Consider the following 12729-nt stretch of genomic DNA (forward strand, 5'->3'; position numbering starts at 1 on the left):
CACATGGACCTCGATCAGGCTTACAACAACGTCGCAGCCGTGGGCAATTTTCCGCAGATCATGCAGCGCTTTCGCCAACGCAGCGCCCAGACCTACGCCAACCACGCCTGGCAACGTGACGTGGCGTATGGCAATGCCATGCGCGAGCGTTTCGACTGGTACGCCCAGCCGAATGTCGGGGCGCCGACGCTGCTGTTCATTCATGGCGGTTACTGGCAGGCCTCGGACAAGGACGACTACGCCTTTATCGCCGAGGGCCTGATCGAGGCCGGCTGCAATGTCGGGTTGCTGGAGTACACCCTGGCGCCCGAAGCGAGCATGGGCACCATCGTCGGACAGATCGGCAAGGCGCTGGATTATCTGCTGGCGCATCGCGAATCCTTCAACATCGGTCAACAGGTGGTGCTGTGCGGGCACTCGGCGGGCGGCCATCTGACCGCGCTGTATCGCCGGCATCCGCTGGTGACCCTGGCCATGCCGATCAGCGGCCTGATGGAGCTTGACCCCATCAGTCGCTGCTGGCTGAACGACAAGCTGCAACTGAGCGCAGAGGATATCCAGCGCTATAGCCCGCAACGGCTGATCGGCGATGGCGCACCGTTGTTGGTGACCGTGGGCGGCGATGAGTTGCCGGAGTTGATCCGCCATTCGCGCGAGTACGCCAGTGCCTGTCGCGAGGCTGGGCAGGTCGTGAGCCTTGTCGAGCTTGCAGGGTGTCATCACTTTGCGGTGCTGGACGACCTGGCCAGGGTGGATGGTGAACACTTGCGGGCCCTGCTTGCCCACCTCAAACGTTAGCCTGCCTGCAGGAGCGCCCGCTCCTGCAATTCACTCTCGCCAGAAGTGGATACCAGTTTGCCGTTTGCGGCTTTTTTGACCCTCTCAGGATTCATACAGTGGCTACGAATTCAGACAGGAATTGCGTATGTCCAGCCTCTCGCTCAGGGTCAAACAGATCGAGCCTCTGACCCCCAGAATCCGCCGCGTGCTGCTGGTGTCCAGCGGCCTCCAGCCACTACCCGGCTTCACCGCCGGAGCGCACCTTGAGTTGCATGTGCCTGGCAGTCGCGCTCAACGCCGTGCCTATTCGCTGGTCAACCTGCCCGACGGCGAACACTACGAAATCGCCGTCCAGCTCGAAGAAGCGAGCACCGGTGGATCGCGCTGGGTGCATTCGCTCAAGGTCGGCGATGAACTGCTGGCCGATGCGCCACGCAACCACTTCCCACTCTGTGAAAACACCGAACATGCGCTGCTGATCGCCGGTGGCATCGGCATCACACCCATGCTGAGCATGGTCCGGTCACTGCAAGCGGCGGGCAAGTCTTTCACCCTGCACTACGCCGGTCGCGACGAAGCGCAGATGGCCTACCTGCCAGAAGCCCGCGCCTGCCTCGACAATCATTGCTGGATCAGCGGCGGCGACCCGCAAAAACGCTTGCCTGCCGCCGCGATCCTCGGCGCGCCAAAACCCGGCCTGCACCTCTACATCTGCGGCCCGACCGCCATGCTCAACAGCGTGCTGGCCTGCGCTCGCGAACAGGGTTGGGCAGAAGATCATCTGCATTACGAACTATTCAGCGGCGCGCTGGAAGTGGCCGGCGATCAAGGCTTTGAGGTGCACCTGCGCGAAAGCGGCGTGAACCTGCAAGTGGCCGCCGGGCAAACCGTACTGGACGCCATGCTCCAGGCCGGCCTGGACCCGATGTTCGACTGCCGACGGGGTGACTGCGGCGTGTGCGTCACCCAGGTCATCGACGGTCAGCCCGACCATCGCGACATCTGCCTGTCGGAGCGCGACCGCGCCAGCGGCAGTTTCTGCACCTGTGTCTCCCGTGCCAGCAGCGCGCTGCTGGTACTCGATCTGTGACAAGCCGAGGACATCCCGTGATACCGACCAACGAGCAAATCGCTGCCTTGATCCGCGAGGACAGTGTTCACAAGAGCGTCTACACCGACCCGACCCTGTTCAAGCTGGAGATGGAACGCATCTACGGCAACGCCTGGATCTACGTCGGCCATGAAAGCCAGGTCAAGAACCCCGGCGACTACCACACCACGCGCATCGGCGATCAGGACGTGATCATGGTGCGCGGCGCCAACCAGCAGGTCAGCGTGCTGTACAACCGCTGCCCGCACAAAGGCGCCAAACTGGTGGCTGACGGCGACGGCAGTGTCGGCAAATTCTTCCGCTGCCCGTATCACGCCTGGACCTTCAAGCTCGACGGCCAGCATTTGTCAGCGCCGCTCAAGAGCGGTTTCGAAGGCACCTGCTACGACCCCAAGCACCCGGATTTTTCCATGGTCAGCGTGGCCCGCGTCGAGGCCTATCGCGGCTTTGTATTTGCCAGCCAGGCAGCGTTCGGGCCGGACCTGAAAGCATTTCTGGGCGGCGTTATCACCTCCATCGACAACCTCTGCGACCGCTCGCCGGTTGGTGAAGTGGAGGTGGCAGGCGGCATCTTCCGCGTTCAGCAGCGCTCCAACTGGAAAGTGTTCTACGAGAACCTGCACGACACCATGCATGCCCGCGTGACCCACGAATCGTCGGTAGACGCTGCGCGTGACGAAGCCCAGGCCATTGGTGAAATGCCCTTTGAACTGCTGATCATGGACGGCAACGGCGAGCCCTATGACTTCTGGGAAAAACTCGAACTGCGCGCCTACCACAACGGCCACGGCTACATGGAAGCGATCTTCGACCCGGCCGCCGCCGAGCGCGACGAGGTCTCCCGCGCGCACTTCGAATGCCTGAGCCAGGCATACGGCGACCAGCGCGCCAAGGAAATTCTCGGCATGAACCGCCATAACACGGTGATCTACGGCAGCGGTTCGCCGCACACCGTGTTCATGCAGTTCCGGGTGATCCGCCCCATCGCCGTGGACCAGACCATGGTCGAGATCCAGACCTTCCGCTGCAAAGGCGCGCCGGACGCCGTGTTCGACCGCGCGCTGACCTACGCCAACGTCATCAACTCGCCCTCCTCCAACGTGATGCCCGACGATGTCGAAGTCTATGCTCGTTGCCAGGAAGGCAACATGACCCGCGGTGGCGAGTGGATCAGCATGCACCGCTACGTCGGTACCGATAAGCCGCTGGAAGACGGCGCGGTGTCCACCAACGGCACCAGCGAACTACCGATGCGCAACCAGTTCGCCGCCTGGAAACAGTTCATGACCGCCACTCTGATCGCCAAGGAGAGCACCCATGCTGCTTGACCGCCGAATCGACGTCGACACCCGCCAGCTGACGCCCGCCCAGGTTCCCGTCGAAACCCTGCGCCAGATCGAACAGTTTCTTTACCAGGAGGCGCGCCTGCTGGATGAGCGGCGGTTCTGGGAGTGGGACAAACTCTTCACCGACACCGGCATGTACTGGGTGCCGCACAAGCACGAGCAAGCCAACCCGTTCGACCATATCTCGCTGTTCTGGGAAAACCGCATGCTGCGCGAGGTGCGGATCCGTCGGGTGGAAAACGCCCGCAACTGGTCCCAGCAACCGCAGACCCAAACCGCGCATCTGGTCGGTAACGTGATGGTCGAGGGCCTCGACGCCCACGGCTTGCTGGTGGTCAGCGCCAGCTTCCAGTACAGCGAATGGCGCCTGGAGCAACGCCAACTCGCCGGGCGCTACACCTACAAATTAGCCGCGCAGGAAAGCGGTGGCTGGCAGATCCAGCTCAAACGCGTGGACCTCATCAATTGCAACGACGTGTTCGCCAACCTTGAGGTATTCGTGTGATGCGCGCGCCGGTGCTGATCGCCCTGCACTATCAGAACGACGTGTTGCACCCCGAGGGCAAGATTCGGGTCGGGCTGGGGGCTGATGACGGCATGCGTGCCGCGCTGCTCGACGCTGCCGGCCGACTGCTAGCCGGCGCACGGGCCAAGGGCTGGCCGATCATCCACGTGCGCGTGGCGTTCCGCCCGGACTACGCCGACCTGATCCAGAACGCGCCGATCTTGCGCGCTGTCGCCAGCCTTGGCGCCGTCCGGGAAGGCAGTTGGGGCGCGGAGTTCTACAGTGCGCTGGCGCCGAAGGTCAGTCGCCACGAGTTCGTCGTCACCCATAACCGGATCAATGCCTTTTATGGCTCACCGCTGGAAAGCCTGGTTCGCCAGTTCAATCCTTCGCACTTGTTGATCGCGGGCGTGGCGACCCACTCGGTGGTGGAAAGCACGGTGCGTCATGCCGTGGACTGCGGTTTCGAAGTGACGGTGGCGGCAGATGCCTGCGCCAGCGCGGACAGCGGCACACACACGGCCTCGCTGGCGAGCATGGCGTTGATCGCCCGTATCAGCCACGTCGAGGAAGCACTGGAGGATTTCGCATGATGCTCGAAGGCAAAGTGGCCATTGTGACCGGCAGTACCCAGGGGCTGGGCCTGGACATCGCCCGGCAGCTGTTGATCGAGGGCGCACGGGTGATGCTGGTGGGGCGCAACGCCGAGAGTGGCCAGGCGTTGGCGCAAGAATTGGATTGCGGGTTTTCAGCGTGCGACGTGGAGCGCGACGAAGACATCGACGCGTGCATCGCCGCCACGCTGTCCCGCTTCGGCAGGCTCGACATACTGGTCAACAACGCCTGCCTGTATGCCGATCAGGGGCTGGCCTCGGACCGCGCGCAGTGGCTGAAAACCCTGAACGTCAACCTGGTGTCGGCGGCGATCTTCACCCAGAAGGCCGCGGTGCATCTGCCCAGCGGCGGCGTGGTGATCAACATCGGCAGCACCGGCGGCAAGTTCGGCGCGGCCGGGCGCGCGCTCTACCCCGCCTCCAAGGCCGGCATCCTGCAACTGACGAAAAACCTCGCCATGACCCTGGCCCCGGAACAAATCCGTGTGCTGAGCGTGTCCCCGGCCTGGACCTGGTCGCCCAGCGTCGCCGACTTCAGCGACAACGACCCGCAACTGGCCGATCGGGTCGGGGCACCCTTTCACCCGCTCGGACGCATCGGCCGTGGCCATGAAATCGGCAGCGTGGTGGCCTTTCTCTGCAGCACCGGTGCAGGCTGGATGACCGGTGTCGATGTGCCGGTGGATGGCGGCTTTTCGATTCTCGGGCCCGACCGTGGCGTGTCGCCGCGCGTGTGGTTCCAGCAATACCGTGACAGCCAATAAATCCTGATAACCGAATGAGGAAGATGACATGGGCAAGATGATTGAGATCCGGGCAACGGACAGCAGCGCCACGTTCAGCGGTTACCTGGCCCTGCCGGCCAGCGGCAAGGGTCCCGGCGTGGTGATCGGCCAGGAGATTTTCGGGGTCAACGCCAACATGCGCGCGGTGGCCGATTTCTATGCCGAGGAAGGCTATGTGGCGCTGGTGCCGGACCTGTTCTGGCGCCTGCAACCGGGCGTTGACCTGGGTTACACCGAAGCGGATTTCGCCGTGGCCATCGACCTGTTCCAGCGCCTGGACGTGGACAAAGCCGTCAGCGACATCGATGCCAGCTTCAAAGCCCTGCGTGCATTGCCGGAAGTGGAAGGCCCGGGCCTGGGTTACGTCGGCTTCTGCATGGGCGGCAAACTGGCCTGGCTGACCGCCACGCGCACCGATGTGGCCTGCGCCGTCGGCTACTACGGCATGGGCATCGAACACCTGTTGCACGAATCGGAAAACCTCAAGGGTCGGTTGGTCCTGCACTTTGCCGAAAACGATGGCTTCTGCGACGCCAGCGCTCGTGCCCAGATCAGCGAACACCTCGCCGGCAACGACAAAGCGGAAATCTACCTGTACCCAGGTGTCGACCACGCATTCGCCCGGGCCGGGAGCTCACACTTCGACAAGTCGGCCTCGCTGATGGCCCATGAACGCAGCATCGCCGCACTCAAGCGCGAGATCGGCCCCCACTTCAATCTGTCCGCGCTGTGGGAAGAACACATCCGCCACGAGTTCGACACCCGCGACGTGCCCGCCACCATGGCGACCATGGTCGCCGAACCCTACGTCAACCATATCCCGACCATGACCGGCGGCGTCGGCGCCAAGGAACTCAGCCGCTTCTACCAGCACCATTTTGTCCACGGCAATCCGCCGGACATGAAGCTCATCCCCATCTCCCGCACCATCGGCGCGTTGCAGATCGTCGACGAGTTCATCATGTGCTTCACCCACAGCACCGAAATCGACTGGATGCTGCCCAACGTGGCACCGACCGGGAAGTACGTGGAGATTCCGATGCTGGGGGTGATCAAGTTCCGAGGGGACAAGCTGTATCACGAGCATATCTACTGGGACCAGGCCAGCGTGCTGGTGCAAATCGGCTTGTTGAACCCTGAAGGGCTGCCGGTGGCAGGTGTGGAAACGGCGAGAAAGCTCCTGGATGAACAACTGCCGTCCAATACGTTGATGGGCCGCTGGACGCAAAGCGGGCAATAGAAACCGGCAATGAAAAAGGCCGATCTGTCATTCAACAGATCGGCCTTTTTTCATTCACTCAAACGTCAGACATGCTCACTGGTTTTCGCATGCGCCGCCCGTGGCTCGCCATGCCCGTGGTCCACCTCGACCACCGGAATTTCCTTGCCATCACAGTCATGCAGTTTGCCGTCGCTGAAGTAGTCCCCTTCGCGCAACGCCGCCAGATCCTGATAACGCAGCACCCGTTCAGTACCTGCCGCAAACACCGATTGCTGGTCGGAATTACCGGCCGTGAGGTGGTTGAAGGTCAGGTTGAGCACAATGGCCATGATCGCCGAAGAGCTGATGCCCGAATGGAAGATCGTGGCGAACCAGCTTGGGAAGTGGTCGTAGAAGTTCGGTGCAGCGATCGGGATCATGCCAAAGCCGATCGAGGTCGCAACGATGATCAGGTTGACGTTGTTGCGGTAGTCGACCTTGGACAGCGTCCGAATGCCGCTGGCGGCTACGGTGCCGAACAGCACGATACCGGCGCCACCGAGAACGGAGGTCGGTACGGCGGCGATGACACGGCCCATGAACGGCAACAGGCCGAGGAGCACCAGGAACAGACCGCCGGTGGCGACCACGTAGCGGCTCTTGATCCCGGTCACCGCCACCAGACCGACGTTCTGGGCGAAGGCGCTTTGGGTGAAGGAACCGAAGATCGGCGCGATCATGCTCGACAGCATGTCAGCACGCAGACCATTGCCCAGACGCTTGGAGTCCACCTTGGTGTCGATGATTTCACCGACCGCCAGGATGTCCGCCGAGGTTTCCACCAGGGTCACCATGACCACGATGCACATCGACAGGATCGCCGCGAAGTGGAAGGTCGGCATGCCGAAGTGGAACGGGGTCGGGAAGCCGAACATCGGACCTGCGCCGACGGATGAAAAATCCGCCATGCCCAGGAACACCGCGACGATCGTACCGATGACCATTGCCAGCAGGATCGAGAGACGGGAGATGGTCGCGCTGCCGATCTTGCTGAGCAACAGCACCAACACCAACGTCATTGCGGCGAGACCGATGTTGGCCATGCTGCCGAACTCTGGGGAATGGCTGTTACCGCCCATGGCCCAACGCGCCGCCACCGGCATCAGCGTCAGGCCGATGGTGGTGATCACGATGCCCGTTACCAGCGGCGGGAAGAACTTGGTGATTCGCGAGAACACCGGGGTGATCAGCAATCCGATCAGGGACGCCGCAATCACCGCTCCCAGAATCGACTGAAACCCGCCCTCGCCTCCGCTACTGACAATCGCCACCATGGTCGCGACGCCGGAAAACGACACGCCCTGTACCAGCGGCAACTGACAACCGAAAAACGGCAGACCCAGGGTTTGCAGCAACGTGGCCAGCCCCCCCGCAAACAATGAAGCAGCAATCAACAAACCAATGTCCGCCGGCGAGAGGCCGGCAGCCTGACCAATGATCAAAGGCACCGCGACGATGCCACCGTACATGGTCAGAACATGTTGCAGGCCGTAAGCCATATTCGCGCCGACCCCGAGATTTTCGTCTTCGGGCCGTTGGTGTGAAACATGGGGCGTTTTCATGTTAGGGGGTTCCCTGGTTTTTGTTATGCGCACACTGTATTCAAGACTTAGGACAAATGTCTATAGAGTTGTATACAACTTGCCATTCAAATTATGAACGGTCGGTCATGCAGACTGTGTGCCACCAAGCGGCAAATCGAAAAAAACCTTGAAATACATCCATCCGGCCCATTCTCCTGCGCCCACTAGTCTTTTGAATTCCTGGCGACCATCGGTCTCGATCGCCCTCTTTCATATACATATAAAGTATGCATAATGAAGTCATTCGAAATTCAGTATCACAAGGCAAAGAACGCAGCCAACAAACTCAAGCACCATGGCATCAGCCTCGCTGACACAGAGCCGGTGTTCCATGATGAACGTGCTCTGACCTTTGAGGACGATCATCACAGTGAGCAACGCTGGATCATCATGGGGCTGGACGGCAAAGGTCGTTTGCTGGTCGTTGCGTACACCTACCGTGACCCGAATTTCGTACGAATCATTTCAGCGCGCCTCGCCACCAAACACGAGCGCCGTCAGTACCTGGAGGCTTGACCGATGAAAGACGAGTACGACTTCAGCCATGCCAAGCGTGGGGCCGTTGCCCCCAGCAAAGGCAAGACCCGCATCACCATCATGCTCGATGACGTCGTTATCGAGGCGGCACGCACGCTCGCGGAAAGCGAGGGCTATGGCTACCAGACCGCGATCAACAACACCCTGCGCCGGGCGTTGCTGTCCGAGCAGGACAAAGCAGAGCCCAGCACTGCCAAGCACCTGAAAAAGGGGATCACCAGCTCTGAGCTGAAAAGCCTGGAGAAGAAACTGTCAGAGGCCCTTAGCGAAATTCGACGGGTGATGGAGCCTGAAGCTCAGCCATGAATACGCGCAAAAAAGGGGCAGACTGATCCAGTCTGCCCCTTTTTTGTGTGCACGATGACTCGCCTATTGCGGCGCGATCAGGCGCTCAAGTGTACGCACCAGCGTCTCATGCTCGGGCACCCGAATGCCGAACTCGCTTTCCAGCAAGCTCAGCAACGCCTGCACATCGGTCACTTGCCGGCGTTCGCTGTCATGCCCAAGGCGATGAATCGCAAAGCTGCCGTTGTTGAGGGTACGTCGCCACCCTTCCCCGGTTCGCGCCACCATCAGCTGTTTGGCGAACGATGATTCGGGGTGGGTCGAGACGTACCAGTTGCCAACGGTGTAATCGATGTCTTCCTGGCGTTGCAGATCGAAGATGTACATCGCGCGCCATTCACCGGCGACCTGGGCGCGTAGGGTATAGCCATCGACGTGTTGTTCGATGCGATAGGACTCGTGAGGCGTGGACTGTTCATCCGCGGTATCGAGCAACAGCGGCGCGGTGGGCACCATGCCGCCGAAGCCAACGTCGCTGATGTAGCGCACGCCGTCCAGCGTCACCAGGCTCAAGCGGTGTGTGCGAGCAGTCCAGGCGCCTTCAGGCTGGCCCATGACCACACGACCACTGATGCCTCGCGCATCGAAACCCAGCTCCTGGAGCAAGGCCAGGTACAGGTTGTTCAATTCGTAGCAGTAGCCGCCGCGCCTCTCGTGCAGGACTTTCTGCTCAATCGATGGCAGGTCGATCAGCACCGGTTCGCCGGATAGCGTGGTGAGGTTTTCAAACGGGAAGGCGCCAGTGTGGCGCAATTGAAGTTGACGCAGGGTCTCCAGGGTCGGCGCCGGGGGCGCATCGAAGCCTAGACGTTGCAGGTATGACGCACGGTTTTTCAGGCGTGGCTCGCTCATCGTTCAGTCCTTATGCACGGAGGCTGCGGATCGCTCCGCCAGTGGGCGCTATGTATAAGGGATGAAGTGCTGCCGCCGACAATTGATTTAGCCAATCGCCCCGTTCGCAATCTCAACGACGCTTGCGCGAGCCCAATTGAATCCACGTTGGTGCATGGTCGCTGGCATGCGCTTCGTTGCGCACCCAGGCATCGACACCGGCCTCTAGCAGATAAGGACTCAAGGCCGGATTGAGCAGCAGATGATCGATGCGCAACCCGGAGTTCTTCTGCCAGTGCTGGCGAAAATAATCCCAGAAGGTGTAGAGCCGATCTTCCGGATAAAGATGTCGCAGGGAGTCGGTCCAGCCTTGATCCAGCAGCCGCTGATAACACTCGCGGCTCTCCGGTTGCAGCAACGCATCCTTGAGCCAGGAACGCGGGTTGTAGATGTCGAGGTCGGTGGGCACCACGTTATAGTCGCCGGCCAGCACCACCGGATGTTCACTGCTCTGAAGTGCCTGCGCGTAATTGATCAGCCGCTCGAACCACGCCAGTTTGTAATCGAATTTCGGCCCCGGCTGCGGGTTGCCATTGGGCAGGTACAGGCAGCCCACCAAAACCCCATGCACGGCGGCTTCCAGATAGCGACTGTGACTGTCGCTGTCATCGCCCGGCAGCCCTCGGCGACTTTCCAGCGGCTGCGCATCCCGCGCCAGAATCGCCACCCCGTTCCACGACGCCTGCCCTTGCCAGATCGCACCGTAGCCGATCGCCTCGAGCTCGGCGGCAGGGAATGCGCTGTCCACCGACTTCAGCTCCTGCAAACAGGCAATGTCCGGTTTCTCGCGCTCAAGCCAGGCCAACAGGTTCGGCAACCGGGCGCGCATGCCGTTGACATTGAAGGTTGCGATGCGCAATTTTTTCATGACCAACGCTCCATATGCCTGGCTGTCCTGGCTGTGACCTCGCAGACTGGCCGGTGGTTGCGTCGGCTGGCCGGTCTGCCGCGTAATAATCGCCGACGAAAACACCCAACACCTCGCTCCCACAGGGATATCGGCAGACCCTCGAAAGATGATCACTGACTGCCGCTCGTCATCCAACCGGCACCAACCACCCTGCCCTTTACACCAACATCAGGTAACGACTCATTTGTGGAGAAGGACCATGATCAACATCAAATGTACTTCGCTGCTTTTGGCCGGATTGCTCTCTATGGCTTCCATCGCAAGCTTCGCAGCCTCCGGCGATGGCGCCGATGCGACGGGCACTAAATCCGGCGCAACCAGCGGCCCTGTCATGCCGCCCGACAACACCCCCAGCGCGCCATCAGGTGGCAACGCCGGTGACGGTGGTGCGACGGGCTCATCGAGTGGCAGTGCCGGTAGCGCCAGCGGTTCGGGCTCGGGATCGGGCGCCGGTGGTGGTACCGGATCGGCCGGCGGTGGCACCGGTGGCGCTGGCGGCGGGACGGGCAGCTGAACGCGTAAAGGCAACCGATGGTGAGCCACCGTCGGTTGCTTCTATGCCTGTGATCTACATCTGCCTGACCGCTGGCGGGTTCCACTTGCCATTCAACGCTTCGGCCTTGGGGCCGTACAAACGCATCGTCAGGTTGAATGGCCCTTTGGGCGCGGGCAGCCAATTGGCTTCAAGGTCTTTGCCGGGGCTTTCGTTCTGGAAGTAAAGGTCCAGCGAGCCGTCGGCGTTGTTCTTGAACGGCATCCAGCTACTGACCGCAAAACGATTCAGTCCATTACCAACCTGGAAGCCTTCAGGGTCGTACAGCGTGATCGACCAAAAAGCATTCACCGGCGGCGTTTCACCCTTATCAAAATGCAACACGTACTTGTTCGTACCGTCGAGCGGCTTGCCGGCCGCATCGCCCATGTTCAATGGATAAATCGCATCCTCGGGCAAATTGGCGCCGAGCCCGACCTGGGCGACGATCGCGCGTTTAAGGTAGTAGTTGCCGTAGACGCCCATGGTGTCGGTATTCATCGACCAGCCGTTGACGACGCGCGCCAGGGTTTCCACCTTCCACTTCATCAGGCTCTGCGCTTCTGCGGGCACGGTGTCGAGCGCAGCTTTGACTTCAGGTTCCAGCGCGCCCATGTCGAACGACTTGCCGGCCTCGATACCAATGCGTTTGATCTGCGCCAGCATCGGCTGATCCGTGCTGTGGGCCGGATGCACTTTGAGCAATTCGGCGGCGTAGGCGAAGTAGTCAGCCGCCGACAGCGAGTCGACCTGGATCTTCGGCGGCGTTTTCATGTCGACCGACGAATCGATTTTGACGCTGACAGGCTCGGCCTCTTTGCCCAGTCGCGATAATGGCGTCACGGTGTAGCCGGCCTGGATCTTGTGTACGGCCGCATAGTCCGCCGCGCCGTCGGTTTTGGTCCGGCCGATGACCCAGACAAAAGGCGTCGGCGCCGGCAGATGATTGAGCCCGGCCGGCACCGTGCCGGTCCAGCCCGGTGGCGTCACCAGAAATTGCGCGGCTTCGGTGCCCGTGGTGCGCCAGCCCGGTGAGGCGAAAACGTCGCTCCACATGTCGAGCATCGGCAGCAAATAGAAGCGCCCGGCAGTGTCCGGCGCAGCGATGACCAACGGTTCCTTGGTCAAGTCGAGCCAGGCGATGGAATACAAGGTGTCGAAATTCGAGCGCACCACGCCTTTGAAATCCGCGGGCGGATACTGCGGCACGCTCACAAACATGTTCATCGGACCTTTGCCGAACGCCTTGCCGGGTTCGATGTTGGTGAACTGCTTGCGGGTGATGTCCATGGTCAACAACGGGTAGAAATAAACGTAGGCCTCAACGCCAATGGCATGAGCCTCTTCAGGAGTGATTTTCGATTGAGCCTGACTCGCCAGCGGAAACATGGCTGCGGCGGCAACGGTCATGGCAACGGCTGTCAATGCTTGAGTAATCAACATGATGGCGATCGTCCGTGCGTTGGGGAGATCTGCCGGATTCGGCAGAGCTAACGGAACTCTAGACGATCAATTGAACAATCCCCGAC

At 61.1% G+C, this 12729-nt stretch carries 14 protein-coding genes; 10 read left to right on the top strand and 4 right to left on the bottom strand.

All coding sequences use genetic code 11. The features are described from left to right. Positions 1 to 3 precede the first annotated feature (3 nt). The 7 genes from NL64_RS09325 (at position 4) to NL64_RS09355 (ending at position 6381) form a co-directional block, all read left to right on the top strand. Positions 4 to 798, top strand: coding sequence for an alpha/beta hydrolase (locus NL64_RS09325; protein ID WP_034147846.1), 795 nt, complete (start codon positions 4 to 6; stop codon positions 796 to 798). Between the two features lie 127 nt (positions 799 to 925). Next, on the top strand, positions 926 to 1870 hold the full coding sequence (locus NL64_RS09330; protein WP_034147847.1) for a PDR/VanB family oxidoreductase: 945 nt from the start codon (positions 926 to 928) through the stop codon (positions 1868 to 1870). 17 nt (positions 1871 to 1887) lie between these two features. Further along, the gene (locus tag NL64_RS09335) at positions 1888 to 3219 is read left to right on the top strand and encodes an aromatic ring-hydroxylating dioxygenase subunit alpha (RefSeq protein WP_034147848.1); all 1332 of its coding nucleotides are present in this window, start codon (positions 1888 to 1890) and stop codon (positions 3217 to 3219) included. Continuing rightward, positions 3209 to 3742 (top strand): aromatic-ring-hydroxylating dioxygenase subunit beta, encoded by a 534-nt coding sequence (locus tag NL64_RS09340; RefSeq protein WP_034147849.1) that lies wholly within the window; start codon positions 3209 to 3211, stop codon positions 3740 to 3742. Before NL64_RS09335 ends, NL64_RS09340 begins: the two co-directional genes overlap by 11 nt. Then, positions 3742 to 4335, top strand: a complete 594-nt coding sequence (locus NL64_RS09345; protein ID WP_034147850.1) for a cysteine hydrolase family protein — start codon at positions 3742 to 3744, stop codon at positions 4333 to 4335. The genes NL64_RS09340 and NL64_RS09345 overlap by 1 nt, the downstream gene beginning before the upstream one ends. Continuing rightward, a complete protein-coding gene (locus tag NL64_RS09350) occupies positions 4332 to 5120 on the top strand; it encodes an SDR family oxidoreductase (protein WP_034147851.1) in 789 nt (262 codons plus the stop codon). Before NL64_RS09345 ends, NL64_RS09350 begins: the two co-directional genes overlap by 4 nt. Before the next feature lie 28 nt (positions 5121 to 5148). Further along, on the top strand, positions 5149 to 6381 hold the full coding sequence (locus NL64_RS09355; RefSeq protein ID WP_034147852.1) for a dienelactone hydrolase family protein: 1233 nt from the start codon (positions 5149 to 5151) through the stop codon (positions 6379 to 6381). A 65-nt stretch (positions 6382 to 6446) separates the two neighbouring features. On the opposite strand, the gene NL64_RS09360 is transcribed toward NL64_RS09355, so the two are convergent. Further along, positions 6447 to 7964 carry a nucleobase:cation symporter-2 family protein gene (locus tag NL64_RS09360; protein WP_034147853.1) on the bottom strand — a complete coding sequence of 506 codons (1518 nt, stop codon included), beginning with the start codon at positions 7962 to 7964 and terminating at the stop codon, positions 6447 to 6449. Between the two features lie 255 nt (positions 7965 to 8219). Here NL64_RS09360 and NL64_RS09365 point away from each other — a divergent pair, with 255 nt between their 5' ends. Both NL64_RS09365 and NL64_RS09370 read left to right on the top strand, forming a co-directional pair. After that, positions 8220 to 8501, top strand: coding sequence for a BrnT family toxin (locus NL64_RS09365; protein ID WP_034147854.1), 282 nt, complete (start codon positions 8220 to 8222; stop codon positions 8499 to 8501). A gap of 3 nt (positions 8502 to 8504) precedes the next feature. Continuing rightward, complete coding sequence (locus NL64_RS09370) at positions 8505 to 8828, top strand: BrnA antitoxin family protein (RefSeq protein WP_034147855.1); 324 nt, start codon at positions 8505 to 8507, stop codon at positions 8826 to 8828. A 63-nt stretch (positions 8829 to 8891) separates the two neighbouring features. On the opposite strand, the gene NL64_RS09375 is transcribed toward NL64_RS09370, so the two are convergent. Together NL64_RS09375 and NL64_RS09380 are read right to left on the bottom strand one after the other, a co-directional pair. Next, positions 8892 to 9719, bottom strand: coding sequence for an arylamine N-acetyltransferase family protein (locus NL64_RS09375; RefSeq protein WP_034147856.1), 828 nt, complete (start codon positions 9717 to 9719; stop codon positions 8892 to 8894). A 112-nt stretch (positions 9720 to 9831) separates the two neighbouring features. Further along, the gene (locus NL64_RS09380; protein ID WP_034147857.1) at positions 9832 to 10626 is read right to left on the bottom strand and encodes an exodeoxyribonuclease III; all 795 of its coding nucleotides are present in this window, start codon (positions 10624 to 10626) and stop codon (positions 9832 to 9834) included. Between the two features lie 241 nt (positions 10627 to 10867). Here NL64_RS09380 and NL64_RS09385 point away from each other — a divergent pair, with 241 nt between their 5' ends. Continuing rightward, positions 10868 to 11182, top strand: a complete 315-nt coding sequence (locus NL64_RS09385; protein WP_034147858.1) for a hypothetical protein — start codon at positions 10868 to 10870, stop codon at positions 11180 to 11182. A 54-nt stretch (positions 11183 to 11236) separates the two neighbouring features. On the opposite strand, the gene NL64_RS09390 is transcribed toward NL64_RS09385, so the two are convergent. Beyond that, positions 11237 to 12643, bottom strand: coding sequence for a DUF1254 domain-containing protein (locus NL64_RS09390; protein ID WP_034147859.1), 1407 nt, complete (start codon positions 12641 to 12643; stop codon positions 11237 to 11239). Between the last annotated feature and the right edge of the window lie 86 nt (positions 12644 to 12729).

The organism is Pseudomonas fluorescens, from assembly GCF_000802965.1.
Classification (GTDB): Bacteria; Pseudomonadota; Gammaproteobacteria; order Pseudomonadales; family Pseudomonadaceae; genus Aquipseudomonas; species Aquipseudomonas fluorescens_A.